At 71.9% G+C, this 25,161-nt stretch carries 25 protein-coding genes and 3 pseudogenes; 15 read left to right on the forward strand and 13 right to left on the reverse strand.

Going from position 1 to position 25,161, the window contains the following annotated elements:
* Window positions 1-11: 11 nt before the first annotated feature.
* Window positions 12-1,772: a substrate-binding domain-containing protein gene (locus OG700_RS33960; RefSeq protein ID WP_405620342.1), complete on the reverse strand. Its 1,761-nt coding sequence runs from the start codon at window positions 1,770-1,772 to the stop codon at window positions 12-14.
* Window positions 1,773-1,933: 161 nt separating this feature from the next.
* On the opposite strand from OG700_RS33960, the gene OG700_RS33965 reads away from it, so the two are divergent.
* A complete protein-coding gene (locus OG700_RS33965) occupies window positions 1,934-2,734 on the forward strand; it encodes a CPBP family intramembrane glutamic endopeptidase (protein ID WP_405620344.1) in 801 nt (266 codons plus the stop codon).
* Between the two features lie 23 nt (window positions 2,735-2,757).
* Here the strand turns inward: OG700_RS33965 and OG700_RS33970 are convergent, their stop codons facing one another.
* Window positions 2,758-3,579 (reverse strand): PhzF family phenazine biosynthesis protein, encoded by an 822-nt coding sequence (locus tag OG700_RS33970; protein WP_405620346.1) that lies wholly within the window; start codon window positions 3,577-3,579, stop codon window positions 2,758-2,760.
* A 150-nt stretch (window positions 3,580-3,729) separates the two neighbouring features.
* On the opposite strand from OG700_RS33970, the gene OG700_RS33975 reads away from it, so the two are divergent.
* Window positions 3,730-4,338: a PadR family transcriptional regulator gene (locus tag OG700_RS33975; RefSeq protein ID WP_405620348.1), complete on the forward strand. Its 609-nt coding sequence runs from the start codon at window positions 3,730-3,732 to the stop codon at window positions 4,336-4,338.
* A 267-nt stretch (window positions 4,339-4,605) separates the two neighbouring features.
* On the opposite strand, the gene OG700_RS33980 is transcribed toward OG700_RS33975, so the two are convergent.
* A complete protein-coding gene (locus OG700_RS33980; RefSeq protein WP_405620350.1) occupies window positions 4,606-4,800 on the reverse strand; it encodes a hypothetical protein in 195 nt (64 codons plus the stop codon).
* Between the two features lie 233 nt (window positions 4,801-5,033).
* Between OG700_RS33980 and OG700_RS33985 the strand changes: the two genes are divergently transcribed.
* The 3 genes from OG700_RS33985 to OG700_RS33995 all read left to right on the forward strand — a co-directional run bounded on the left by OG700_RS33985 (window position 5,034) and on the right by OG700_RS33995 (window position 7,876).
* Window positions 5,034-5,585 (forward strand): Clp protease N-terminal domain-containing protein, encoded by a 552-nt coding sequence (locus OG700_RS33985; protein ID WP_405620352.1) that lies wholly within the window; start codon window positions 5,034-5,036, stop codon window positions 5,583-5,585.
* A gap of 84 nt (window positions 5,586-5,669) precedes the next feature.
* Window positions 5,670-6,716 carry an EamA family transporter gene (locus OG700_RS33990; RefSeq protein WP_405620354.1) on the forward strand — a complete coding sequence of 349 codons (1,047 nt, stop codon included), beginning with the start codon at window positions 5,670-5,672 and terminating at the stop codon, window positions 6,714-6,716.
* Window positions 6,717-6,877: 161 nt separating this feature from the next.
* A complete protein-coding gene (locus OG700_RS33995) occupies window positions 6,878-7,876 on the forward strand; it encodes a DMT family transporter (RefSeq protein ID WP_405620356.1) in 999 nt (332 codons plus the stop codon).
* Window positions 7,877-7,926: 50 nt separating this feature from the next.
* Here the strand turns inward: OG700_RS33995 and OG700_RS34000 are convergent, their stop codons facing one another.
* Entirely contained in the window at window positions 7,927-8,601 is a 675-nt protein-coding gene (locus OG700_RS34000) for a pyridoxamine 5'-phosphate oxidase family protein (protein WP_405620358.1), read from the reverse strand.
* 35 nt (window positions 8,602-8,636) lie between these two features.
* Between OG700_RS34000 and OG700_RS34005 the strand changes: the two genes are divergently transcribed.
* A complete protein-coding gene (locus OG700_RS34005) occupies window positions 8,637-9,968 on the forward strand; it encodes an aminotransferase class I/II-fold pyridoxal phosphate-dependent enzyme (RefSeq protein ID WP_405620360.1) in 1,332 nt (443 codons plus the stop codon).
* Here the strand turns inward: OG700_RS34005 and OG700_RS34010 are convergent.
* Complete coding sequence (locus OG700_RS34010) at window positions 9,959-11,071, reverse strand: DMT family transporter (protein ID WP_405620362.1); 1,113 nt, start codon at window positions 11,069-11,071, stop codon at window positions 9,959-9,961. The two genes, OG700_RS34005 and OG700_RS34010, sit on opposite strands and share 10 nt — an antisense overlap.
* 73 nt (window positions 11,072-11,144) lie before the next feature.
* On the opposite strand from OG700_RS34010, the gene OG700_RS34015 reads away from it, so the two are divergent.
* Window positions 11,145-12,062 (forward strand): LysR family transcriptional regulator, encoded by a 918-nt coding sequence (locus OG700_RS34015; RefSeq protein WP_405620364.1) that lies wholly within the window; start codon window positions 11,145-11,147, stop codon window positions 12,060-12,062.
* 22 nt (window positions 12,063-12,084) lie between these two features.
* Here OG700_RS34015 and OG700_RS34020 read toward each other — a convergent pair whose 3' ends face one another.
* The 6 genes and pseudogenes from OG700_RS34020 to OG700_RS34045 form a co-directional block, all read right to left on the reverse strand.
* Window positions 12,085-12,594 (reverse strand): Rieske (2Fe-2S) protein, encoded by a 510-nt coding sequence (locus OG700_RS34020; RefSeq protein WP_405620366.1) that lies wholly within the window; start codon window positions 12,592-12,594, stop codon window positions 12,085-12,087.
* A gap of 204 nt (window positions 12,595-12,798) precedes the next feature.
* Window positions 12,799-13,467: a hypothetical protein gene (locus OG700_RS34025; RefSeq protein WP_405620368.1), complete on the reverse strand. Its 669-nt coding sequence runs from the start codon at window positions 13,465-13,467 to the stop codon at window positions 12,799-12,801.
* A 152-nt stretch (window positions 13,468-13,619) separates the two neighbouring features.
* A pseudogene (locus OG700_RS34030) lies at window positions 13,620-14,039 on the reverse strand (DUF2236 domain-containing protein); the annotation flags it as partial.
* Between the two features lie 178 nt (window positions 14,040-14,217).
* Window positions 14,218-14,805, reverse strand: coding sequence for a histidine phosphatase family protein (locus OG700_RS34035; RefSeq protein WP_405620370.1), 588 nt, complete (start codon window positions 14,803-14,805; stop codon window positions 14,218-14,220).
* A 48-nt stretch (window positions 14,806-14,853) separates the two neighbouring features.
* A complete protein-coding gene (locus tag OG700_RS34040) occupies window positions 14,854-16,422 on the reverse strand; it encodes a pyruvate, phosphate dikinase (protein ID WP_405620371.1) in 1,569 nt (522 codons plus the stop codon).
* Window positions 16,419-17,045, reverse strand: a complete 627-nt coding sequence (locus tag OG700_RS34045) for a transcriptional regulator (RefSeq protein WP_405620372.1) — start codon at window positions 17,043-17,045, stop codon at window positions 16,419-16,421. The genes OG700_RS34040 and OG700_RS34045 overlap by 4 nt, the downstream gene beginning before the upstream one ends.
* A gap of 157 nt (window positions 17,046-17,202) precedes the next feature.
* Between OG700_RS34045 and OG700_RS34050 the strand changes: the two genes are divergently transcribed.
* A complete protein-coding gene (locus OG700_RS34050; RefSeq protein ID WP_405620374.1) occupies window positions 17,203-18,324 on the forward strand; it encodes a TetR family transcriptional regulator in 1,122 nt (373 codons plus the stop codon).
* A gap of 74 nt (window positions 18,325-18,398) precedes the next feature.
* Window positions 18,399-18,548, forward strand: coding sequence for a hypothetical protein (locus OG700_RS34055; RefSeq protein WP_405620376.1), 150 nt, complete (start codon window positions 18,399-18,401; stop codon window positions 18,546-18,548).
* Window positions 18,549-18,807: 259 nt separating this feature from the next.
* On the opposite strand, the pseudogene OG700_RS34060 reads toward OG700_RS34055, so the two are convergent.
* A pseudogene (locus OG700_RS34060) lies at window positions 18,808-18,883 on the reverse strand (VOC family protein); the annotation flags it as partial.
* Between the two features lie 49 nt (window positions 18,884-18,932).
* Between OG700_RS34060 and OG700_RS34065 the strand changes: the two are divergent.
* Window positions 18,933-19,426 (forward strand): annotated as a pseudogene (locus tag OG700_RS34065) (hypothetical protein); the annotation flags it as partial.
* Window positions 19,427-19,614: 188 nt separating this feature from the next.
* Here the strand turns inward: OG700_RS34065 and OG700_RS34070 are convergent.
* The gene (locus OG700_RS34070; RefSeq protein ID WP_405620378.1) at window positions 19,615-20,295 is read right to left on the reverse strand and encodes a GntR family transcriptional regulator; all 681 of its coding nucleotides are present in this window, start codon (window positions 20,293-20,295) and stop codon (window positions 19,615-19,617) included.
* Between the two features lie 155 nt (window positions 20,296-20,450).
* On the opposite strand from OG700_RS34070, the gene OG700_RS34075 reads away from it, so the two are divergent.
* The 5 genes from OG700_RS34075 to OG700_RS34095 are packed head-to-tail and all read left to right on the forward strand — an operon-like array spanning window position 20,451 to window position 25,141.
* On the forward strand, window positions 20,451-21,470 hold the full coding sequence (locus OG700_RS34075; RefSeq protein ID WP_405620380.1) for a phosphoglycerate dehydrogenase: 1,020 nt from the start codon (window positions 20,451-20,453) through the stop codon (window positions 21,468-21,470).
* Complete coding sequence (locus OG700_RS34080) at window positions 21,470-22,297, forward strand: hydroxypyruvate isomerase family protein (protein ID WP_405620382.1); 828 nt, start codon at window positions 21,470-21,472, stop codon at window positions 22,295-22,297. The genes OG700_RS34075 and OG700_RS34080 overlap by 1 nt, the downstream gene beginning before the upstream one ends.
* The gene (locus OG700_RS34085; RefSeq protein ID WP_405620384.1) at window positions 22,294-22,986 is read left to right on the forward strand and encodes an aspartate/glutamate racemase family protein; all 693 of its coding nucleotides are present in this window, start codon (window positions 22,294-22,296) and stop codon (window positions 22,984-22,986) included. The genes OG700_RS34080 and OG700_RS34085 overlap by 4 nt, the downstream gene beginning before the upstream one ends.
* On the forward strand, window positions 22,983-24,506 hold the full coding sequence (locus tag OG700_RS34090) for a four-carbon acid sugar kinase family protein (RefSeq protein WP_405620386.1): 1,524 nt from the start codon (window positions 22,983-22,985) through the stop codon (window positions 24,504-24,506). The genes OG700_RS34085 and OG700_RS34090 overlap by 4 nt, the downstream gene beginning before the upstream one ends.
* A complete protein-coding gene (locus OG700_RS34095; protein ID WP_405620388.1) occupies window positions 24,503-25,141 on the forward strand; it encodes a class II aldolase/adducin family protein in 639 nt (212 codons plus the stop codon). Before OG700_RS34090 ends, OG700_RS34095 begins: the two co-directional genes overlap by 4 nt.
* Window positions 25,142-25,161 lie beyond the last annotated feature (20 nt).

The following is a 25,161-nucleotide window of genomic DNA, read 5'->3' on the forward strand; positions in this document are numbered from 1 at the left end:
CGCCCGGCGGGCTACCGCTCGGTGCCCACCGACATGATCGCCTCGATCATCACCGACTGGATGTCGGCCGGGTCGCTCACCTCGTAGCCCGCGCCGCCGGTGATCCTGGCGACCTCGTCCATCTGCGCACGGTCCGCCTCCGGTCCGACGGCGATCGCGATCAGCGGGACCGGGCGCCTGGGGTCGGCGAGCTTCCGCAGCTCGGCCATCAGGGCCGTACGCGCCGCGCCGTCCGTGTCCGGACCGCCGGTGAGGATGACGACGGCGTTGCACTTGCCGCTCACGTACGACGACTGGGCTTCCTTGAAGGCGGCCAGCGTCGTGTCGTACAGACCGGTCGCCGCCGCCGAACCCGCCGGGACGGTCGCCAGCGCGGAGACGGCGTCGGAGAGGCTTTCGCGGTGCGTGGCACCGTCCTTGGCCCGCTCGCCCAGTGGCGCGGTGTCCGCCAGCTTGCGGTAGTCCCTGGAGCCGTCGAGATCGGCCGCGAAGTCCCACAGGCCGACCTCGTCCTGCGGTGTGAACCGGGCCAGCGTCTGGAGCATCGAGGCTTTCGTGACGTCCATCCGGGACTCGCCGCCGCGGCCCGGTACGGGCCCCGCCATCGCGTCCGAGGTGTCGACGACGACGGTCAGCCGGGCGTCCTGCACGGTGACCGTCCACATGCCGAGCGCTTCCCCGACCATCTCCGTGGTCGGGGGCGCCGCCTTCGTCAGGGCGTACGGCTGCGGAGCGCGACCGCCCGCCGCACGGACCAGGCCGCCCGGCACGATGGAGTGGGCCGTACGGAATCCGTGCTCCGCCAGCGTGCGCTGGGCCCCCTGCTCGTTGAGGAGAGAGATGAACCGCATCGCGGCGCGGCTCTCCCGCGTGGTCAGCTCGGGCTCGTTGACGAGGTTCAGCGGGTAGTTCAGAACCGGGGCCGCGTCCGTCGGATAGAACAGCTGGAGGTCGGCGGGGCCGGCGGCGGAGTTGTGGGTGAACGCGGCCTGTTCGGTGAGGAAGACCGCTTCGTTGCCCCGCGCGCTGTCCGCCGTGCCGCGCGCCAGGGACCGGACCACCTGGGCATCGGATGCGGACACGCGCCCGGCCAGCGCCTCGGCGGTGGCGGCGATTTGGGTGTCGCTGTCCGGCTCCGCCTTCCGCGTGGACGCGACGACGCTGCTGAAGGCGAGCAGCCCGGTGGCGCTGCGGGCGGGATCGGCCGCGCCGAGCCGTACCGCGTCCTGGCCGGCGGCGGACGCGGTCAACTCCGCCCAGGTGTACGTCTTCTCGGGCCAGCCGAGTGCCGTGCCGGCGGAGGGGGTCACGGCCAGGGTCACCGGTGTGGTCGCCGCGTTGCCCGCGGGGGTCAGCGCGATGTCGTCGCCCACGTCCTGCGCGCGCTCGACCCATACGTCGGAGTCGGGCAGCCAGAGCTCGTAGTCCGGTGCGCTCGTGCCGGTGGCGAGGTCGTCGGCGATCTCGTAGTTCTCGCGGGCGTCGACCCGCACGTCGACGCAGCGGCCGTCCGAGGTGACGTCGTTCCTGCGGGCGTCGTCGGCGACGGCCCGCACGGCGGGGGCGATGTCCGGCGAGGCCGCCAGGTCGATCCGTACGGCGGAGCCCGTACAGCCGGCGGCGAAGGACAGCAGACCGCTCGCCGCCGCGATGCCCGTTCCGGCGGCCAGGCTCAGCACGAGTGCCGTGGCGATCAGTACGTTGCGTCGGCGCGGACGGCGGCCCCTGGTGCTGTCCGTCGCTCCGTCGTCGGGCAAGCTGTGACGTTCCATGGCGGTGGTGCCCCTCCTTGGCCTGAACAAGGAAAATGGGGGACCTCGGCCTGCTGAATGACGCCCGTCCCCCGGCCTGTCGCGCGATCTTCGTACCCGCATTCGAGACCCTAGCGGGACGGGAAGGGGCTTGAGGCGCTATTAGTCAACTGGAGGCAGCTGTGCAGTCGGAGGCGGGCGGCGTGGCCGATTCTTTTCCCCAAAAGGGCCTGTCGCGCAGGATGCTGCGGTCCGAGGTGCTGATCGTCCTGGCGCTCTCGCTGGGGGCGAGTGGAGTGTCGGCGCTGATCAGCTTTGTCGGGTCGGTCACCAGGCCCGGCGGGCTGAGCGATCAGGCGGCCACGCTCAACGGCTCGCACGCGCCGGGACGCCCCTGGCTGGATCTCGCCTGGCAACTGTTCGGCATCGCCAGCTCATTGGTGCCTGTGGTACTGGTGGCGCATCTGTTGCTCCGGGAGGGCAGTGGACTCCGCGACCTGGGGTTCGACCGGCGCCGGCCGTGGCCCGATCTCAGCCGCGGGGCGCTGCTCGCCGCCGGCATCGGCAGCGCCGGACTCGCCTTCTACATCGCCTCGCGTGCGGCCGGGTTCAATCTGACCGTGGTGCCGGAATCGCTGCCCGAGGTGTGGTGGAAGTTCCCGGTGCTGATCCTGTCCGCCGTGCAGAACTCCGTACTCGAAGAGGTCATCGTCGTCGGGTATCTGCTGCGCAGACTCGGGCAGTTGGGGTGGACACCGATGGCCGCCCTGGTGGCCAGTTCGGTGCTGCGCGGGTCGTACCACCTGTACCAGGGCATCGGCGGCTTCATCGGGAACATGGTGATGGGCGTGGTGTTCGTACTTGCCTACCGGCGCTGGGGGCGGGTCGGGCCGCTGGTGGTGGCGCACGCGCTGCTCGACATCGTGGCGTTCGTCGGATACGCGCTGCTCGCCGGACATGTGGGGTGGCTGCCGACGCCGTAGCGGCAGACCTGGGGCGGCGAGCTTCAGGGGGCCGCGAGGAGTTCGCCGTCGATGACGGTGACCGCGTGGCCGGTGAGCAGGGTCCGCGCGCCACGCAGTGACGTGGCGACGAGGCCGGTGCGGACGGAGCCCTGGAGGCCCGTCAGTTCGGTACGGCCCAGCCGCGCCGACCAGAACGGGGCGAGCGCCGTGTGCGCGCTGCCCGTGACCGGGTCCTCGTCGATGCCGACGTTCGGGAAAAAGCCGCGCGAGACGAAGTCGTAGCCGCGCTCCGGATCCTCGGCCGCCGCGGTGACGATGATGCCGCGCCGGGAGAGGGCGGCGATCGACCGGATGTCCGGGGTCAGTTCCCGTACGGTCCGCTCGTCGGCCAGTTCCACCAGCAGGTCCCCGATGTGGGCGGCGGTGTCGTGCACCGAGACCGGGACGGCGCCCAGGGCCGTGGGGACGCCGTCCGGGATGGTGACCGGGGTCAGCGACGACGTCGGGAAGTCGAGCGTCAGACGGCCTGCGTCGTGCGCCGTGGCGCCGAGTACGCCGCTGCGCGTGGCGAAGCGGATCGGGCCGGTCGCGAGTCGCGCGTGGTGCAGCACGTGGGCGGTGGCGAGTGTGGCGTGCCCGCACATGTCGACCTCGGCCGCCGGTGTGAACCAGCGCAGCGCCCAGTCGGCGTCGCCGCCGGGCGGCAGGGGATGGGCGAACGCCGTCTCCGAGAGGTTCACCTCCCTGGCGACCCGTTGGAGCCAGGTGTCGTCGGGGAACGGCCCGGACTCCAGGACAAGCACCCCCGCGGGATTGCCGGCGAAGGGGCGGTCGGTGAAGGCGTCGACGATTCGGATGCGCATGCCCCTGACCGTAGAAGAGGGCGGAAGCCGCAGGCCAAGGCCAATCCGGGAGCACTGGACTCGAAGGTGGTTGCCAAACGAACTGTTCCGATATATCGTTGACCCATCGCGATAGATTCGCGACTGATCAACGATGGAAGGAGCGTAGCGATGCGTTCACATGGACACGAGCAAGATCACGGACATGGGCAGTGCGGACCCGGCCATCGAGGTTGGGGCGACTTCCAGGGGCGCCGTGCGGCCTTCGGGCCGTTCGGGCCGAACTTCGGACCCCCCTTCGGGGGTGGCGGCCGAGGCCGCGGTGGAGGCAGGGGCAGAGCACGGCGCGGCGATGTGCGCGCGTCGATCCTGGCGCTGCTGAAGGACCGGCCGATGCACGGCTACGAGATGATCCAGGAGATCGGCGAGCGCAGCGGAGGCGCCTGGCGCCCCAGCCCCGGTTCGGTCTACCCGACCCTCCAGCTTCTGGAGGACGAAGGTCTCATCGCCAGCCGGAGCGAGGGCGGCAAGAATCTCTTCACCCTCACCGAGGCCGGCCGCACCGAGGCCGAATCGGGGCCCGACGCCCCGTGGGAAGAGGCCGGGCGCGGTGTCGACTGGGAGACGATGAACGAGATCCGGCAGGCCGGCTTCGGTCTGATGGAGGCGTTCGGACAGGTCTGGAAGACCGGCTCCGCCGACCAGCGACAGAAGGCTGTCGCCGTCATCAACGACGCCCGGAAGAAGCTCTACCTGATCCTCGCCGACGACGAGGGCTGAGTGACGGGCGCCTGGTGCTGTGACCGGAAGGGTTCACCGAGTCCGTCCGGTGGGCCGGTTCGTCCTCAATCGCCGCACGGGCTGCAATTGCAGCCCGTGCGGCGATTGAGGACAAGCGCGGCCTGCGGGCCGCGCAACGCGGTCAACGCTCCCGGCCACAGCACTGGGTCCGGACAGGGCCTGGGCCGTGTAAGCCCTGTGGGGCCTCGTGACGATCACCTTGATCGTCATGAGGCCCTTCGTCATGTCCGGGTGTCATGCCAGGTGTCAGGTCCGGGCCGCCGGCAGGAGCCGCCAGAACTCCGCCGAGTCGAAACGGTCGCTCGCCCGTGGGTGCGGCCCCTCGTCGTGGCAGTGGAACGCGGCCCAGAAGATGTCACCGCGCAGGGCGTCGGCCGGCGCGTACACCCGGTAGACGTACTGCTGCCCGTCGACCGCGAGCAGGGCGACCATCCAGTACATCGGATCTCCCCCCGGCGGTCGTCGCGGCATCGTTGTACCAGAGGGACGAGCGGCCCCGCGTGGCGGTTGCGTCGTGGGCGTGAGGCAAGGCGGCGCGCGCCCCTCGGGCGCGGTGTGGCCGGATCTCATTCGTAAGGAGGAGACGCCGCACCGCTGTGCCCACCTTCGGTGGGATGCTCGAATGCTCCCCGCCGGGGATGCTTTCGCCACCGGCCGGCTGATGAGGTGGGAGTGTGCAGAGCCCTATCCCGTGGTTGCCCGAACAGTCCGATTCGACCGTTGTCTCCGCCGTATCGATCCGCGCGGACATCGACGCCGGACTCTCCGCCGAGCTGGCCGTCGTCGTCTCAGGGGCCCGCAGGAGGGCGCACCGCGACGGCGACCGGCAGATCGACACCGCCCATCTGCTCCATTCGCTGCTGGAGTCGGATCCCGAGGTGCGCGCCGCGTTCGACGGCGGGCCGCAGGTCGCCCGTGTCCTCGGCTATCTCGTCCAGCGGAGCATTGGCTACGGGCTGCGCTGGCAGGGGACGGTGGAGGACTCGGGCGCGGTCCCCGTCGTATCGGCTCCCGGGGTCGCGGGCTGGTCGCCCTCGGGCGTCACCGTCATGGAAGGCGCGATCGAGCGGGCCCGGCGGCGCGGCGAGCGGCGGGCCCGCGGTCTCGATCTGCTCACCGCGCTCGCATCCGACCGGGCCTGCCGAGCGGTCGATGTGCTGGAGCGGGCCGGCGTGGACGCGGGGGCGCTCACCAGCCGTATCGAGGACGCGGCTCACGGAGTGTGACGGAGCGGCCCATCGACAGCCACAGCCTGTCTCGACAGGCGTGAAAGTGCTGATGCTCCTGACGGCGACTGGCATGATGCGTCCATGCACGCGTCTCAGGGGAGAAGCGTCGGCCTGGGACTCGCGCTTGTGTCGGCCTTCGCGTTCGGTGGATCAGGTGTCGCGGCCAAGCCGCTGATCGAAGCGGGGCTCGATCCGCTGCATGTGGTCTGGCTCCGGATCACCGGAGCCGCGCTGGTCCTGCTGCCTCTCGCGTGGCGCCACCGTGACCTCGTCCGCCGCAGGCCCGCGTTGCTGGCGGGCTTCGGGTTGTTCGCCGTGGCGGGCGTGCAGGCCTTCTACTTCGCCTCGCTCTCCCGGATCCCCGTCGGAGTGGCGCTCCTCGTCGAGTACCTGGCACCGGCGCTGGTCCTGCTCTGGGTGCGCTTCGTCCGGCGCAAACCCGTCACCCGCGCCGCCGCCGTCGGCGTCGTCCTGGCGGTGGGCGGACTCGCCTGTGTGGTGGAGGTTTGGGCGGGGCTCTCCTTCGATGTGATCGGCCTGCTGCTGGCACTTGCCGCGGCCTGCTGCCAGGTTGGCTACTTCCTGCTGTCCGACCAGGGTGGTGACCCGGTGGACCCGGCCGACGCCGTCGATCCGCTGGGGGTCATCGCGTACGGGCTGCTCATCGGCACGCTCGTCCTCACCGCCGTGGCCCGGCCCTGGGGCATGGACTGGTCGCTGCTGGCCGGGGACGTCGACATGGGCGGGTCACCGGTCGCCGCGCCGCTGCTGCTCGGGTGGATCGTGCTCGTGGCGACCGTGCTCGCGTACGGCACCGGCGTCGTCAGCGTCCGCAGGCTCTCGCCGCAGGTGGCGGGGGTCGTCGCCTGTCTGGAGGCGGTCATCGCGACGGTGCTGGCGTGGGTCCTGCTGCGCGAGCACCTGTCTGCACCGCAGATCCTGGGCGGTCTCGTGGTGCTCGTCGGCGCGTTCATCGCCCAGACGTCCACGCCGGCGGCGGCGGTGCGGGCCGGCGACGCGATCGAGGTGGCTGAAGGGGCCGGCACGGCTGAAGGGGTTGACGAGACCGAGGTGCCCGAAGTGATCGGCGAGGAGGGCGGGTTGTCCGCCGGGCGGACGACGACATAGGCTGCCGATCATGCATCTGACTGTGCTTCCGCCTCCCGCCGCCTGAGCGCGGGCGGCCATCCGCTGACGAAGACCGGGCTCGGGCAGTCCCCGAGCGGCTCGTCGCTGCCCGCGAGACGCAGTGAGCGACCACCAACCCGTTCTTCACACGGAGAAGTCACGTGTCGATTTCCGCATCCTCCGCTGTTCCCGGCCTGTCGGTCGGCCGCAGCCTGTTCTATCTCGTCGTCGCCGGTGTCGCCTGGGGGACCGCCGGCGCCGCCGCCGCGCTGGTCTACCGCGTCAGCGACATCGGTCCGCTCTCCCTCTCCTTCTGGCGCTGTGTCGGCGGGCTCGTGCTGCTGCTCGGCGCGCTGGCACTGCGCCGCGGGCGCGTGGCGGCGGCTGCCGCGGCGACGCCCGGCGCGCTGACGGCCGGCGCCGAGCCGCGCCGCCGTTGGCTGATCCGCGTCCTCGGTACGGGCGTCGGTCTCGCCGTCTTCCAGAGCGCGTACTTCGCGGCGGTCGAGGAGACCGGGCTCGCCGTCGGCACCGTGGTCACCCTCGGCGCCGGACCCGTAGTCATCGCGCTCGGCGCGCGAGTGACCATGGGCGAACGGCTCGGCGGCAGTGGCCTGATCGCCGTCGTCGGCGCCCTCGCCGGCCTCGCCGTCCTGGTACTCGGCGGCGACGGGGCGACGGTGCGCCCCGTGGGCATCGCGTACGCGGTGCTGGCGGCTGCCGGCTACGCGGCCATCACCCTGCTCACCCGCCGGCTCGGCCGCGACGGCGGCCAGGCCGACTCGCTCACCACCACCGCCTGGGCCTTCGCCGTCGCGGCGCTGTGCGTGCTGCCGCTCGCGGCCGGCGAGGGACTGCTGCCGCACATGGCCGAACCGGCCCAGGTGCTCTGGCTGTTGCTGTACGTCGCCGCGGTGCCGACGGCCCTCGCGTACGCCCTGTACTTCGCGGGCGCGGCCGTCGTACGGTCCGCGACGGTCTCGGTGATCATGCTGCTGGAGCCGGTGAGCGCGGCGGTCATCGCGGTCGGTCTGCTGGGTGAACAGCTCACGGCCGCGACCGTGGTGGGGACGCTGCTGCTGCTCGCCGCCGTGGTGGGGCTCGCCACGGCGGAGGCACGCCTCGCGTCGGACCGGCGCAAGGCGGCCGTCCCCGCGTAGGCCACGCGTGAGCCGCGGGTGACCCCACCGCGCGACGGGCGGCCCCGGGGTCAGAGCACCGAGAGGTAGTCGGGCAGCTCGACGGCCGGGTCCAGGTCGTCGGCCGGGACCGGTGTGCCGTGTCCGCGTACGACGGGCACCACACCGGTCCAGTGGGGGAGCGACAGGTCCTCGGGCTCGTCGTTCGGGCCGCCGGTGCGGATCTTGGCGGACACCTCGGCGAGATCGAGGCGCAGCACGGCGGTCGCCGCCAGTTCCTTGGCGTTGGCGGGCCGCGAGTCGTGGGAGCGGCCGGGCACCACGTGGTCGACCACGGCGTCGAGCGCGGCGCGCCGTTCTTCGAGGTCGGTCACCTGGTAGGCGGTGCCGTGCACCACGACGGAGCGGTAGTTGATCGAGTGGTGGAAGGCCGAGCGCGCCAGCACCAGGCCGTCGACATGGGTGACCGTCAGACAGACCGCCAGCCCCGGGTCCGCCTTGTCGCCGGCCATCCGCAGCGGCCGGGAGCCGGTCGACCCGTGGACGTACAGCGTCTCGCCGACCCTGGCGTAGAGGGTGGGGAGGACCACGGGCGCGCCGTCGCGGACGAATCCGAGATGGCAGAGGTAGGTCTCGTCGAGTATTCCGTGCACCGACTCGCGGTCGTACGAGGCGCGGTCGGCGGAGCGGGTGGGGACGGTGCGGTCGGTGGGGCGGTAGGCGGCGGAGGACGTGGGCTCCGGCATTGCGCTCTCCTATGTACTAGTGCATAGTGTTCTTTGTGCTAGGAGAGTATCGGATCGAAGGGCGGCGTGCCGCCGAGATCGCCGCGAGCGTGGAGCGGGGGATCGGCGCGGGTCTGTTGGCTCCGGGCCAACTGCTGCCACCTCTTCGCGAGTTGGCGCCGGAGCTGGGGGTCAACCCGAACACGGTGGCCGCCGCGTACCGCACGCTGCGCGACCGCGGCGTGATCGAGACGGCGGGCCGCAGGGGCAGCCGGGTACGTGCGCGGCCGTCGAGTACGCCGCGCGGCTCGATCGGGGTCGAGGCGCCCGCCGGTGTGCGGGAGGTGTCGGACGGCAATCCGGATCCGGCCCTGCTGCCGGCGCTGCACGACGCGTTCGCGGTCGCCGCGCGGGAGCACGCGCGGCGGCCGGGGCGGTACGGGGACGCCGCCGTCCTGCCCGAGTTCGCCCGGCTCGCCCGTGCCGGGCTGGACGAGGACGGCGTGCCCGCCGGGCCGGTGGCCGTCACCTCGGGTTCGCTGGACGCGATCGAGCGGGTGCTGGCGGCGCATCTGCGGCCGGGGGACGCCGTGGCCGTCGAGGATCCGGGGTGGGGCGCCCTGCTCGATCTGGTGCCCGCGCTCGGGCTGCGGCCCGTGCCGATGGCCCTGGACGACGACGGGCCGCTGCCCGGTGAGCTGGAGCGGGTGCTACGGGCCGGGGCGCGGGCGGTCGTCGTCACCGACCGGGCGCAGAATCCGACGGGGGCGGTGGTGGGCGCGGCCCGTGCGCGGGAGCTGCGTACGGTGCTGGCGGCCCATCCCCACGTGCTCCTCATCGAGGACGACCACGGTCACCGCATTGTCGACGAGCCGCTGAATCCGCTGGCCGGGGTCACGGACCACTGGGCGCTCGTCCGGTCCACGGCGAAGGCGTACGGCCCCGATCTGCGACTGGCCGTGCTGACCGGGGACGCCGTGACCGTCGACCGGGTGACGGGGCGTCAGCGGCTCGGGCCCGGCTGGGTCAGCAGGCTGCTGCAACGGGCGGTCGTGGAGCTGTGGACGGCGGGCGCGGTCGACACGCGGGCGGTGGCACGCGCGTACGGCGAGCGGCGTGACGCGCTGGTGCGGGCACTGGCCGAGCGGGGGGTCGAGGCGCACGGGCGGAGCGGGATGAACGTGTGGGTGCCGGTGGCCGAGGAGACGGGCGCGGTGGCGCGGCTGCTGCACGCGGGCTGGGCGGTCGCGCCGGGGGCGCGCTTCCGGTTGGCGGCGGGTCCCGCTGTGCGGCTGACGGTCTCGGCCATGACGGCGGACGACATCGAGGCGGTCGCGGACGCGGTGGCCGACGCGGCGGGGGCCGCGCCGGCGCGTAGTTACGGCTGATCGGCCGGGGTGGGGGCGGGAGTTGGGGTGGCCGCGGGTGCCCGCACCGGCTTCGGCTCCGGCTCTGTTGATGGTGCGGACTTCCGCGTGGCGCCGCTGCTCCCGCGCTGGGTGAGCGCGGCGCCGGCGAGCACGATGACCGCGCCGACCGGGGTGTTCCAGTGCAGCGGCTCGCTGAGGACGGCCACCCCGGCGGCCGTCGCGATGACGGGGACGAAGTACGTGACCATCTGACCGGTCGTCGGGCCCACTTCGGCGACGAGACCGTACTGGATCAGCATGGCCAGGCCCGTTCCCAGGCTGCCGAGCGCGACCACAGCGAGCAGCGGAACCACCGGGAAGGACGTCGGCAGGTCGGTGAACAGCGGGGTGACCACGGCCAGTTGAATCGTCGCCATGAACAACTGGGCTCCGGTGAGCGAGAGATGCGAGCTGTCGCTGCCCGCCAAGGTGCGGCGTACGTAGATCCAGCCGACGGCGTAGCTGAGCGAGGCCAGGAGAGCCATGGCCGTACCGGAGAAGTCCAGCCCGGAGAAACCCTGCCAGGCGCCGAGCACGGTCAGGACACCGATGAAGCCGAGCCCCAGACCGGCGACGCGGCGGCGGGTGGGGCGGTCCTCGGAGAGCGCGACGAGCGACAGCGCCATGCCCCACAGCGGTGTCGTGGCGTTGCAGATGCCCGCGAGGGACGACGGGATGGTCAGCTCGGCGTAGGAGAAGAGCGAGAACGGCACGGCGTTGAGGATGAACGCGGCCACCGTGAGATGGCCCCAGGTGCGGATGGACCGGGGCAGTCGCTCGCGCCGTACCAGCATCGCGACGGCCAGCACCGCCGTACCGAAGAACAGCCTGCCGAAGGTCACTTGGAACGGCGCGTAGCCGTGGGTGCCGACCTTGATGAGCAGGAAGCTGAAGCCCCAGATCAGCGAGAGCACGCCGAACCGGATGCGCCAGTCGATCGCGGAGCGGTGGCCCGCGGCGGGGGCGGGCCCGCCGGCCGTCGTCGGCGCCGGGGCGCCGGCCGGCGCCTTGGGCGGGGTGGCCGAGGAGGATCCGGTGGTGGGTCCGGTACGTCCGGTGCGGGGCGGGGTCGCTGTGGTCATACGGCAACGATGAGGGCTGGAATCTCTTAGGACAAGCGAGAATTTCTCGACCCGTTCGCGTAGCATTGCTTACATGTTGAACTTGGAGAGACTGCGGATCCTCGACGCGCTCGCCCGGCACGGCTCTGTGAGCGGCGCCGCCGACGGCCTCCATGTCACCACGTCGGCGGTCTCGCAGCAGATGACCAAACTGGAGCGGGAGGTCGGCCAGCAACTGCTCGCCAAGCACGGGCGCGGCGTGCGGCTCACCGACGCGGGGCGGCTGCTCGCCGACCACGCCGCGCGGATCATCTCCCAGGTGGAGCTGGCCCAGTCGGACATCGAGGCGCAGCGCGGCCACGCCGTGGGCGAGGTGCGGCTGTCGGCGTTCCCCACGGCCGCCCGCGGCCTGTTCCCCGTCGCGCTCCCCTCGTTGCGCAAGGCGCATCCCGATCTGCGGGTGCGCTCACTGGAGTTGGAGCCGGACAGCGCGATCCGCCAGGTCCTGCGGGGCGATCTCGATCTCGCCGTCGTCCTGGACTGGAACAACAAACGGCTGCCGGTGCCCGGCGGGCTGGCGACCGCCTCTCTGCTGGAGGACGCCGCCGATGTGGCGATGCCGGCCGATCACCCGCTGGCGGACCGGCGGGTGATCGATCTGGAGGATTTCGCCCACGACTCGTGGGTGTCCTGGCCGACGGGCGAGTTCTGCCACGAGTGGCTGATGTTCACGCTGCGTTCGAAGGGGATCGAGCCGCGGATCGAGCACATGGCCGGTGAGCAGCACACCCAACTGGAGCTGGTCCGCGGGGGACTGGGGGTCTGCGTCGCGCCTCGGATGGGGCGCGGGCGGCTGCCCGACGGCGTCGTGGCGGTGCCCGTACGGCAGAAGATGTTCCGGCACGTCTACGCGGTGTGGCGCGCCGACGCCGACCGCCGCCCGTCGATCAGGGCGGCGGTCGAGGCGCTGGAGGAAGGGGCGCGGGTGGTGAAGGCGGCGGCCATGGCGTAGTACGTGTCCCGGGGCCGCGTGGTCAGGCGAGTTTGATCTCGTCCCCTTCCACGGAGATCGACGCGGCTCCCAGCGGCCGGGTGGCGGGGCCCTTCTTCACACTGCCGTCCGACGCGTCGAACTGACTGCCGTGGCAGGGGCACGTGATGGTGCCGTTGGAGATGTTCCCGACCGTGCATCCCGAGTGCGTGCACTCGGAGGAGAAGGCCTTGAACTGCCCGGCCGCCGGCTGGGTGACCACGACGCCCTGGGCCTCGAAGACCTTGCCGCCGCCCTCCGGGATGTCGGCGGTCCTGGCGAGCACTTCTCCCTGCCCGTCGGCCCCGCTGTCGCCGTTGGCGCCGTCGTCCGCGCCGCCGTTGTCAGCCCCGCTGTTGTCCGCGGGTTTCCCCGCGGCGGCTTCCGGCGAGTCGTCCGAGCCGCAGGCGACGAGTGCCGCGCCGAGGCCGACGGCGCCCGCCGCCGCGACGACCGTACGGCGTGCCACTGTCCGGCCCGTGGCCGGCCGCGCGGTGCCCTGCGTTCCCGTCATGTCTGCTCCCTGTCCGTGCCCGGCTCCGGCGGCCGGTTCTTGCGGGGGGTACGCACCGCTGGGACGCGGTGTTCAAGCCCCGGAAAAACTTTCTCAAAGTTTCAAGGACTTCCTGGGGAAAACGACCTCCGAAACAAGCCGATTACTCGCCGCGGCGCAGGCCGTGTTCGAGCCGTCGGTATGGGTTCCCGTGCCGAGATGATGTCAGTCGCGGAAGTGGACGACCGGCACGATCTTGGCGACCAACTCGGACCAGAGAGCCGCGAGCAGGTCCGTGTCATGACGAGACAGCCGCCGGCGGTCGCCGGACTTCGTGAAATGGGCTGCCGCCAGCTCCCGTTCGAACGTTCCCAGTGACGACTCGGGAGCAAGCGCGTCCACCACCTCGGCGAGCAGCGCGTATTCGGCGAGTTCGCGGGCGACGCGTTGGGTCTGCAGCAGGTCCAGGACGACATCCGTCGACGGATGAATCAGAATCGGCGGTGTTTCCCAGACGTGTTCCGCTCCGTCGAGATCAACTGTCGAGGCCCGTGCGCCGAACATCTGGGCGACGTTGTCGAGCCGGCAGACCTCCAACTGCTCGTGCCTGATGTGGGTGAGCCCGATGTCCGCCACCAGCGGGACCTCCTCCCGGTCGGGTGGTTCCCAGTCCGGGGTGTCGACCAGGTCGTGCGGCTCTCCGCTGTGCAGGAAGGCGACCAGGTTGGCGGTTGACCGGAACGCGAAGACGGCATTGTTCCGCCCGAGGAACACCGGTCCTCGATGGTTCTCGTCATCGCGGTAGCGGAGCAAGGTGTAGCCCCTCGCCGCCGGGGTGCTGATCTCCACCGGCTTGGCGTCCAGGTGCTCGAACAGCGGATACGGATGTGCCATGGGGCGGATCTCCCTGGGGTGTGTGGGCAGGCCGGTGGCCCGATTGTCCCGCCCCGTGTTCGGGCGGACCCGATGCGCCCTTCGCCGTCCGCGTCTCCACCCTGGTGCCCCGTCCGCTCGACCGTACCCGTCAGGACGAACCGCCAGGTGGATCAAGTGGCAGTCGGGCCCGGGGGAGTCCAGCGCCGGGTGCGCGGGACGGCGGAGGAGAGGCCGTACTCCTTCTTGAGCTGCTCCGGGATCGCGTAGTGCATGACCCGGCCACGGGTCAGGGAGGAGAGTTCGAGCATGGTCGTGAGGTGGCCGAGGCGGTCCAGGGCCCAGGCTCCGATGGGGGAGTGGTCCTCGACGGTCTCCAGTACGTTCAGAAGCACGGGGACCGCCTTGACGAGCGTGTCCCACCGGGTGCGGGGCACCTCCAGCCAGTCGGCGGAGGTGTCACCGATCAGATGCCTGATGAGCGCGGAGACCACCGGGTCGAGGAGGGTGCCGGGCACCACCTCCTCGTACAGGTCGATCAGTTGCCGGGTGAGGCGGGCGCCCTCCTCGCTGGGGCTCATGTGGCGCGTCAGACGGCGGTCTACCGCCGTGTACCGGCGGCGAACGCGGCCTTCGCGATCGCGCAGGAAGTGGTGGCCGAGGCGGAAGGGGAATGATCGCTGGTGGTACGCCCTGAACGACCGCCGACCGCCGACCGCCGACCGCCGACCGCCGCCGTACCGCCGCGTCGCCCTTATGACCGCACCGACCTCACGGCAGCGTCCCGGCCCCGAACCCCGTCCAGCGCAGATCGGCCGGCAGATGCCCCATGTCGTTGTAGATCAGCACCGTCGGCTCCGTACCGTCGCGGTACTCGATCGCCGTCAGCGCCGTGTTCCCGCAGTTCAGACCGAGCCACCGCGCCGGTGGCGCGTCGAGGGCGTGCCGCACCAGCCAGGCCACCGGATAGGCGTGGGTGACCAGGACCTCATGGGTCTCGGTCTCGGCGGGACGCGCGAACCTGTCCGTCAGGGCAGCGGCGATGCGGTCCGACTCCGCGGCCTCCGCCGCGCTGTACCCGTCGAAGAACGCCGCCCACGCGGACGGCGCCTCGTCCGGTATGTGCGGTACGTGATCGACCAGTTCGGCCGCTTCCCGTACGGGGACGCCGGGCAGATACCCGCCCACGATCCGCGCGCACCGCACCGCCCTGGGAAGGGGCGAATGCCACACCACGTCGACCGGAAGGCCGGCCAGCCGCCGCCCGACCAGTTCCGACTGCCGCTGCCCGGCGTCGGTCAGCTCGCCGAACGGGTCCGCCGCTCCGTGCCGTAGCAGGTATACGTGCCGAGTTGCCATCGTCAATTCCTTTCCAGGACCGGTTCGTTGTCATGAGGCGGATCGGCGTCAGCCGGGCCGCCCGGGAAGGCGCAGCGCGGTGTGGGCGGCGTCGAGGCGCTGGGATTCCTCGCGTTCGGAGTGGTCCCCCGAGATGTCGTCCGCCCAGGCGAGCAACCGGTGGAGTTGGTCACCGGCCGCGTCCGTGACGACGCGCGGAGTGCCGAGAACGACCTCGCCACTGGTCCCGTCGATGGTGACGAGGGTGCCGTCGCCGACGGTGCGACATCCTGCCGTCACCGAGCCGTCGCCGTCGCCGATGCCGACGGTGAGGCCGGCGACGCCCACGACCGCGGGTTTCCCCATGGCCCGCGCGATGACCGCGGCATGGCTGGCCGGCCCGCCGCGGGCGGTGACGATTCCGGCGGCGGCGGCGAGGCCGCGCATGTCGTTCGGGGAGGTCTCCGGGCGTACCAGGACGACGGGGGAGTGCCGGGCCATGCGTACCGCCGTGTCCGAGGTGGTCGCCACGCGGCCGACCGCCACGCCGGGACAGGCGCCGAGCCCCCGGGCGAAGACGTCGGCCTCCTGGGGTGAGGCGATGCGTGGTGTGCGGACGTGCCGCAGCTGCCGCGGCGAGACCCTGAGCAGCGCGGCGCGGCGGTCGATGACCCGCGCGTCGACGAGTTCGGTGGCCACCCGGACGGCGGCAGCCCCGACGAACCGGCCGGGCCGGACCTGGAGGATCCAGAGTTCGCCGCTCTGGTACGTGAACTCGACGTAGCAGGCGTCACGGTAGTGCCCCTCGATCCGGATCAGAGCGTCGAGCAGCTCTGTCCAGACGGACGGTTCCCGTTCGGCGAGTTCGCGCAGCGGCAGGGTCGTCGACCGGCCGGAGACGACGTCTTCCCCTTGGCGCTCGAACAGGACCTCGCCGAACGGGACGTTCTCACCGGTGTTGGGATCGCGGCTGAACGCGACTCCGCTGCCGCTGTGCTCGTCGCGGTTCCCGAACACCATCGTCTGGACGATCGCGGCGGTGCCGAGGTCGTGCGGGATGTCGTTCAACACACGGTAGGTCTGGGCGCGTGGGGTGTCCCAGGACGAGAACACGGCCCGGACCGCCCGCTCCAACTGGCGTGTCGCGTCGTCCGGAATCGGCTGACCGCCTCCCGCACCATCGTCCATGTCCATGTCCGCGACGTCGTTCGTGACCGCGGAGCCGAAGCTCGACAGGAAGCGCCGGCGCGAGTCCAGCGCGAAGGGCCGGTCGCCCGTCTCGTCGGCCAGGCCCGCGGTGGCTTCGGTCGTGAGACCGAGGTTGAGGATCGTGCTCATCATGCCGGGCATCGACACGCCGGCTCCGGAGCGGACGGACACCGCCAGCGGTCTGTGCGGTCCGCCGAAGGCGCGCCCGGTGGAGAGTTCGAGGTAGGCGACGGCGGTCGCCAGCTCGGCGTCGAGTCCGTCGGGAAGGCGTCCTGTTCGCAGGAGAGCGCGGCATGCCTCGGTGGTGACGACGAATCCGGCCGGCACCCGCAACCCGAGACGGTGCAGCAGGACGAGGCCGACCGCCTTGCCGCCCAGGATGTCCGCCGTCTCCTCGACTCGGCCGGAGAGCGTACGAATCCATCTCATCGCGGCATCCCGAGCGTGGCGAGCAGGTCTTCGTGCAGCTCCGCCCACACGGTGTGGTACGACGCGGTGCTGTCGGTCACGTACTCCAACTCGCCCGACACGGCGCGGTCGAGGGCTGTGGCGAGGCGGTCGCGGTAGCGGCCGAACCGGGGCAGTGCCGCGGACAGCTCGGCGCAGACGGCGGCGGCGCGCCGGTCGAGATCGGCGAATCGGCCGAGGACCCGGGAGTTGTAGGCGGGTTCACCGTGATCGTTGGCGATCACGATGCCGTCGACGGTACGCAGTTGCCATGCCGAGCAGAGGTCGAGCAGCTCCGGGTTGAGCACGAGAAACCGGTCGTACGCCGCCCCCACGACCCCCCGGGCATCGGCCGACTCCAGTTCGGCGGTGATCCGCTCGGCGTCCGCCGCACGGCCGGCGTCCGTGAGCCACCAACCACCCATGGCTCCGGGCGTGTACGTGAGAAGACCCGCGGCCCCGAGATCGATCAGCTCGGACTCGACATCGGACTCGTCGAGCCCCGTGACCAGGTGGAGGCGGGTGGGGCCGGAGGCGCCGACACAGCGCAGAGCGTGCAGCACCAGCAGATTGGTGTACGTCGGGTGGGTGTCGGGCCGGTTCATGTGTTGCTTCCCTCTGTGCGGTCCCGCTTCGTGGGAAGCCCGTCGATCTCGAACCCGGTGTCACGCACGCCAAATCTCCAATGCTCAAAGTTTTCCGATGACGTCAACATCTGGATGGTAGCTGTATCATGGCACGGCGGGAGCGGAAGGAGACACGATGGTGCGGCTCACCCGGGCGCAGCAGCAGGAACGGACCCGCGCGGCGGTGCTGGTCGCGGCCCGGCGGGAGTTCGCCGAGTACGGCTACGGCGAGGCCAAGATCGACCGGATCGCCGAGCGGGCGGAACTGACCAGGGGAGCGGTCTACTCCAACTTCGCCGGCAAGCGCGCGCTCTACCTCGCGGTGCTCGCCGACGCCGTCGAGCGGGCCCGGGCCTCCGCCGAACCCCCGCCGGAATCCCCCGACTCCGTCGCGCGAGCACTCGGCGCCTTCGCCCGGGTCTGGCTCGAACGACTTCCCCTCGCCGGCGACACACCGGGGAGCGGGCATCTCCAGCTGCGCTCGCTGTCCGGAGTACTCGACACCGAGCCGGCCCGAGCCGCGCTGGCCGAACTCGTCTGCTTCGAAGCCCTGTTGCTCGCTCTCGCCCTCGAACCGGACCGCGCTGTGCGCACCCGGACGGTGCGCCTGGCAGGGCTGGCACTGACCCTGCTCCACGGCGCCGCCGCTCTCGCGGAGAACGCCCCCGGCGTCGGCGACCCGTTCGACCTGGCCCGCGCCGCCGAGCACTTGGCCGCCATCACGCTCATCGACGACGCGGGGCCGCCGCACCTGCCCTTCGTCGCGCCGGCACGGACCGCGGACGACCGGTGGGCGGCGCCCCGCGGACTGTACGACGAGATCAACGGCCGCCCGGTCAACCTCGGTGACGACGGCGTGGTCGTCGTGCTGGGCGTCGGACGTCTGTCGGCGGCCGGCGAGGCGGTGCGCTCGGCGCGCCTGCGCGACGAGGTGACGCTCGTCGTCGTGACGAGCGACCCCTCCGAGACCGGTCGACTGGCCCGACTGCGGATCGTCGATCTCGTCGCCTGTCTGCGACGGGTGTTCGCGGCCGGTGAACTACCCGCGCCGCGCGTCGTGTTCGACGACGGGGGCACGGTCGCCACGGCCATGGGCCGCGACCGCGTGGACGACGCCACGGAGGTCGCGATCCGGGTACGTGACGGGCTGATCGTGGCACGCGCGGACGGCCGTGGCGCCGGGCACGCGGTCGCCGTCGCGCCGAGCGCCCCGCACAAGGCCGTTGACACCGTTGACCCGCCGTCCGCGACGTATTAGCCGCCATCACCCGGCACCGTGGGCGTGGGCGGCTCAGGTGTGTGCGGTGGCGGTCGGGGGTGAGGAGATAGGCAATGGCCATGTCGCTGAGTTCGGCCGCGTACCGGCGCCTGGCCGTCTCACCGGCGGCGGGGTCCGGGCGTACGGAGTTGTGGAAGCAGGCGCCGAGAACGGCGCGGGCCACGGTGTCCAGCGCCGTCCTCGGGTCGGAGCACCGGATCTGATCGGTGTAGGGGGCTGCCGCTTCGAGCAGGAGGCGGTGGATCTCGGTGATGGTGCGGGCCCCGCGGTCCAGGGGCTTGGTTCCCCGGGCGCGCGGCAACTCGGGGAAGAGGCCGCTGCCGGCGAAGGAACTCAGCAGGGCGTGGGCGTAGGCGTCCATGACGCCGGTGAGCGAGGGCCGTGCGGGGGCAGGCGCCCGTCGACCCGCGGTGACCAACGCGTCAGGAATCCACGGCCGCTCGGTCGGACGCGCTGCGCAGATCACACCGCTCCGGAACCGGGCCGACTCGTAGGCATCCGCGCAGTCGATCGCCACGTTCTGCGATACCGAGACCATGGGAGCCCGTCACCTCGCCGAAGCGGGCGCTTTCCATCCAGTCCTTGCGGTCGACAAGCGCTCGGGCGAGCACACCAACCGTGTCCGCGCCGACATGAAGGTGATCGACAAGGGGAACGTTCAGGTCGACCTGGTCGCCACCCCGGTCACTGTCGCCCCCCTCGGCCTTCTTGTTGGCGAACGCCTTCGACACCTATGTGCAGCAGGGCGAGACGGTCGACTGGTCGAGCGACGTCGAACTCGACATGGGCAACCCCGACTGCACCGCCACCCAGCCGGACGGCTGGATCAACGCGGACATCGACACCCTCGTCCAGTCCTGGGCGTCCGGGAAGGCCACCCGCGGCCACCGCCGTCACCAGGGCGTGGAAGCGGGTCAACTCCGCGAACAACACGGCCAATCAGCCCAAGCTGTCCGTCACTTACCACTACCGCCCCTCCGACGGCACGGACCGGCAGGCCGGAGCGCCGTTCAAGTCCTACGCGGGCGTGTGGGCGGTCAACACGACGACCTCGACCCTGCGGGACACCGACAGTGACAGTGTGCGCATCGCCGCGGTCCATGCGTGCGGGTGCCTGCGAACAGGCGAGTCCAGCGAGGCGTCCGCCGCGCGGACGGTCAACGTCCTCCCGGCCGATGAGTGCCGGCCACGCACCGGGCGGCGGGGACCGTGGCCCGGTGCGGAGCGCATGCTCATGGTGAAGACCGCTGCGCCGGCGTCGCTCGGCCGTCAGTCGACCGTGACGGCCTGGCGGTCCTTCAGAGCGCGCGCCTTCGCGTTCTCGATGTGCTGCCGCATGCGATCCGCGGCGCCCTCCGCGTCTCCGGCGGCCAGGGCGTCATACACGGCGGTGTGGTCGTGCGCGGGTGACTCCGCGTCGGAGGAGCCGAGTTCGGTGAACAGGCGGAAGCGCTGCACATGGCCGCCCAGCGAGCGGTAGGCCGACTCAAGGAAGGGGTTGGCCGACTGCCGGGCGATCAGGAAGTGGAAGCGTTCGTCGGCCGACAGGTAGGCGCGCACCGACTTTGAGCCGTCCCCCTCCGCGCAGTGGCGCAACTCCTCGATGCTCGCGGCGACGTCCTGGAGGAATTCGGGGGTGGTACGGCGGCCCGCCTCGTACGTGAGGGTCGGTTCCAGCACCAGCCGCGCGTCCATCAGTTTGATCAGCTCGGTCTCGCTGAAGAGGGGGGCGACCCGGTAGCCCTTGAGCGCCTCGCGGCGTACCAGACCGGTGTGTTCGAGCCGGGCGAGAGCTTCGCGCAGGGGGGTCTGACTGACGTTCAACTCGCGTGTCAGAGCGCCGATGTTGAGCGACTGCCCTGGTGACCACAGTCCGTCCATGAACTGCCCGAGCAGCACGTCGTACATCTGGTCGGCCAACGGCTGCCGGTCGGACGGGCGCCTAGCCATGCGAGCCTCCTTCGTCGCCCGATGGTAGCGCGACCCTCTCTTCGTAATCACACACAGATGTGCAGAGCTATAGTATTTGAATGAATCCTATATTATAGTTCCGAGGGTTGGAGATGGACCGCCGACGCGAGAACGCAGACCACAAAGGACTCCTCATGGCACAGCAGCCCCCGAAGAAACGTGCGCCCCGCGTGCTCGTGACCACGCCGTATCTCGAACCCGGCGGAGCGGTCGACAGGATGCTCCAGGACGCCGGCCTGGAGACGGTCTTCGCCCGGCGCGCCGATCGGGAGGCCACCGGGCGCACCCTGGCGGACTGCGTCGCGGACGTGGCGGGCGTCGTCGCCGGCACCGACGCCTTCCCTGCCGAGGTCATCGAGGCGGCGCCGGGACTGAGGGTCTTCGGCCGCTGCGGCGTCGGTTACGACAACATCGACGTGGCCGCCGCGACCCGGCAGGGCGTCGCGGTCACGTTCACACCGGGCGCCAACCGGATATCGGTCGCCGAACACGTCCTGGCGCTGATGCTGAACTGCGCCCGGCGCATACCCCAGAACCTCGCCTCCGTGCGCGAAGGCGGCTGGACGCAGGACAGCGGGCGGGAGTTGTACGGCACGACGCTCGGCGTCGTCGGTCTTGGCTCCATCGGCAAGACCGTCGCCCGCGCCGCACTCGCGCTCGGCATGCGGGTCGTCGCCCACGACCCCCGGCTGGACGAGGACTTCCTGGCGGAGACCGGTGTCGAGGCGCGGCCCCTGGAAGGGGTGCTCGCGGAGGCGGACTTCCTCACCCTGCACATCTCCCTGGACGTGACCACCCGGCATCTGATCAACGCCGCCGCGCTGCGCCGGATGAAGCCCGACGCGTACCTGATCAACACCGCGCGGGGCGGGGTCGTGGACGAGGACGCGCTCGCCGACGCGATCGAGGCCGGCCGGCTGGCGGGCGCCGCGCTGGACGTGGTCGAGAGCGAGCCACTGCCGACCGGCAGCCGGCTGCGGGCGCTCGGCGATGTCCTCGTGACCGCGCACATCGGCGCCGCCACCGTGGAGGCCCGCGCCAGGTCCGGAGCCATGGCCGCCGCACAGGTGATCGATCTGCTCGCCGGGCGTGATCCGGCGAATCTGGTCAACCCCGGCTACGTGAGCGCCGCGGTCGGCGCCGGAGCACGCTGATGCGGGCGCCGAACGGGCTGCGCTTCGACGCGAATCTGAAGTGGCTGTTCACCGAAGTCCCCTTCGAGGAGCGGTTCGACGCCGCGGCCGCCGCCGGCTTCACCGGCGTCGAGTACGCAGACCCCTACCCGTACCCGGCCGCCCGGCTGCGCGGGCGCCTCGTCGATGCGGGGCTGCACCAGGTGCTGATCAACACACCGGTGGGCGAGCCTGGTTCAGCGGAGCGGGCGGGCGTGGCGTGTCTGCCTGGCCGCGCGGACAGCTTCCGCGCCGACCTGGAGCGCGGCCTCGAATACGCGGTCGAGCTGGGCAGCGACTTCCTGCACGTACTGGGTGGTGTACGGCCGCCCGGTGTCAGCCACGACCGCGCCCTCGCCACCCTGGTCACCAACCTCGCCTGGGCGATCGAGCGGGCGCGGGACACGGGGGTGTGCCTGGTCATCGAGGCGCAGAACGGCCGCGACGCGCCCGGCTTCCTGCTGGACACACAGGCGCGGGCCGCCGCCGTCGTGGAGGCGCTCGGCGGGGACGGACTCGGGCTGCTCCTCGACGTCTACCACCTACAGGTCCAGGAAGGTGACCTCATCTCGACGCTGCGCGAGCAGTTGCCCCGGGTGCGGCACATCCAGATCGCCGACCCGCCGGACCGGACGGAGCCGGGCAGCGGCGAGATCTCCTGGCCGCGAGTCTTCGGCACGCTGCTGGACGCCTCGTACCCGGGCTGGATCGGCTGTGAGTACCGCCCGGCCGACGGCACGGTGAACGGGCTGTCCTGGCTCGCCGGGCTGACCGCGGCAGCGGGCACTTCTGCGGAGGTGCCCCGATGAACGACGGGAAGGCGACCCCGGGCCCGGCGCCGAGGATCGCGCTGATCAGTGCCACGCCCACCGCCGTCGCGCCCGCGGTCGCGGGACTGGCCGAGGAGTTCCCGGCGGCCGAGCCGTGGAACCTGCTGGACGACCGCCTGTTGGCCGACGCGCCGGCCGAAGGGCCCCTGCCGCCCGTCCTCGTGGACCGGATGCGCCGGCTGATCGGGTACGCGCTGACCGGCGGGGCCCACGGGGTGCTGCTGACCTGTTCGCTGTACGGACCGGTCACCGACACGTTCGAGACGCCGGTCCCGTTGCTGGCACCCGATACGGCGGCGTTCGAGCGGGCGCTGTCATCGGGCTTCGGCCGCGTACTGGTGGTCGCCTCCTTCGAGGCCGCGATGCGCGATTCGGTGACCCGTTTCTCGGCAGCCGCCGACACGGCCGGCTCGCCGACGCGGGCGGTCGGTGTGGTGGCACCCGACGCCTTCGGCGCGGCCCGCCGGAACGACACCCCCGCACTGGTCGAGGCGCTGCGGAAGGTGTGTCTGCCGTACGCGGCCGAGGCCGACGCGGTGCTGCTCGCCCAGTACTCGCTGGCGCCCGCCGCCGCGCCACTGGCCACCGCGCTGGGTCTGCCCGTCGTGTCCGGTCCGCAGGCCGCGGCCGCGGCCCTGCGATCCGCTCTCACCGGGAGGCGAGCATGAGTGAGCGTCAGGGCAGCTACCAGTCAAGGGACTTGGCCGGCGCCGGCGCACCGGCCGGAGGGACCGCACCGGTCGGAGGGACCGCACCGGTCGGAGGGACCGCACCGGTCGGAGGGACCGCACCGCTCGGAGTCATCGCCGACGACTTCACCGGCGCGACCGACGTCGCGGTGGCGCTGCGCCGCGCCGGGCTGAGGACGCTGCTGTTCTTCGGCGTGCCGGATGGTACAAGCGAGGGGGCTCACGCGCCCCACCCGTCCCAACTGCCCGAGCACGACGCCTTGGTCGTCGCGCTGAAGAGCCGGATGATGCCCGCCACAGACGCCGTCGCGTCCTCGACGGCCGCCCTGCGGTGGCTGCGCGGACAGGGCACGGGGCAGATCTACTTCAAGTTCTGCTCGACATTCGACTCGACGCCGCGCGGCAACATCGGCCCGGTCCTGGACGCGCTGGCCGAGGCGACGGGCGCCGGCCCCGTCACACTGACGCCGAGTTCGCCGGAACACCTGCGGACGCAGTACCAGGGCTGCCTGTTCGTGGACGACGTCCTGCTCGGTGAGTCTCATATGCGCGACCACCCGGTGACCCCGATGACGGACTCGTATCTGCCCCGGCTGCTGCGCGCGCAGACGTCCGGGCAGGTGGCCCTGATCGGGCTCGGCACGGTACGGCAGGGACCCGCGGTGGTACGCGCCGCGCTCACGGACGCCGGAGAGCGGGGAGCGCGCTACGTACTGGCCGACGGGATCGACGAGAGCGACCTGCGCACGCTGGGCCGGGCCGTCGTGGGCGCACCGCTGGTCGCGGGCGCCGCGGGGCTGGCCGCGGGACTGGCGCACGCCTACGCCGAGGATCGCGCCGGGCACCCATCGAGCGCCTGGCGCACGTCGGACGGCAGCCTCGCACCAGGCACGTACCGCGCGCCGAGCACCGAGTGGTACCGGGCCGCCGGCGGAGAGGCGGCCGAGGAGACCGGGGACGCGCCACGCGGGCCGGCCGCCGTACTGAGCGGAAGCTGCTCGCGCCGCACCCTGGAGCAACTCGCGGTGCTCGCGGGCGCGGGCAGGCCCATGTACTACCTGGACGCGGTCGCCGCACCGGAGCCGGGGGCGCTGGCCGACGCCGCGCTCGACTGGTACGACGCGCTGCCCGCAGGCGCCGGCGCGCCTGTGCTGTACTCCTCCGTCGCTCCCGAACGGCTGCGTGAGGTACAGCGCGCGCTGGGCGGGGAGCGGTCGGCGGCCGTGCTGGAGGAGGCGACCGGGCTCATCGCGTTGGGGCTGGCCCAACGCGGCGTGCGCCGGCTGATCGCGGCCGGGGGAGAGACCTCCGGCGCGGTGGTCGCCGCACTCGGGCTCACCGGAGCACGTGTCGGCGCGGAGGCCGCGCGTGGGGTGCCGTGGATCCACCCTCTGGACGGTCGGCCACTCGCGCTGCTGCTCAAGTCCGGCAACTTCGGCGGCCCCGACCTGCTCACCGACGTCTCCGCCTCCCCTCAAGATCCGGGACGGACAGCGTGAGTGGCCGGAGTGACGACCGCGAGCGGGACCGCCTCATCGCCACCGCGCGGGCCATCGCCGCCCGTTCGCTGACCCACGGCAGCACCGGCAATGTCTCGATACGCGCCGGTGAGCGCATCCTGGTGACACCCACCGGATCGAGCCTGGCCACCGTACGCGCCGAGGAGTTGTCGGTCATCGACGCCGACGGGAACCCCGTGTCCGGCGCGAAGCCGTCCAAGGAGGCGTTCCTGCACGCGGCGATGTTGCGCGCCCGACCGCGCGACGCGGCCGTGGTGCATACCCACTCCACGTACGCGGCGGCCGTCTCGTGCCTGTCCGACGTCGACCGCGACGACGTCCTGCCGCCGCTGACCGCGTACTACGCGATGCGCGTCGGGCGCCTGCCCATGGTGCCGTACTTCCCGCCCGGCGACAGCCGGATGGCCGCCGCCACCGAAGCGCTGGCCGGCGAGCACGCCGCGCTGCTTCTGAGCAACCACGGGCCGGTCGCCGCCGCGGCGGATCCGGAGCGCGCGCTGGAGGTGGCCGAGGAGATCGAGGAGACAGCGAAGATCTTCCTCCTGCTGCGAGGCTCCGCCACCCGACCGCTGACGCCGCCCCAGCGCCGGGCACTGCGCCCGGCGTTCTCCTGACCCCCGAAAACCCCTTCGCC

The sequence above is a fragment of the Streptomyces sp. NBC_01508 genome, assembly GCF_045040315.1.
Lineage (GTDB): Bacteria > Actinomycetota > Actinomycetes > Streptomycetales > Streptomycetaceae > Streptomyces.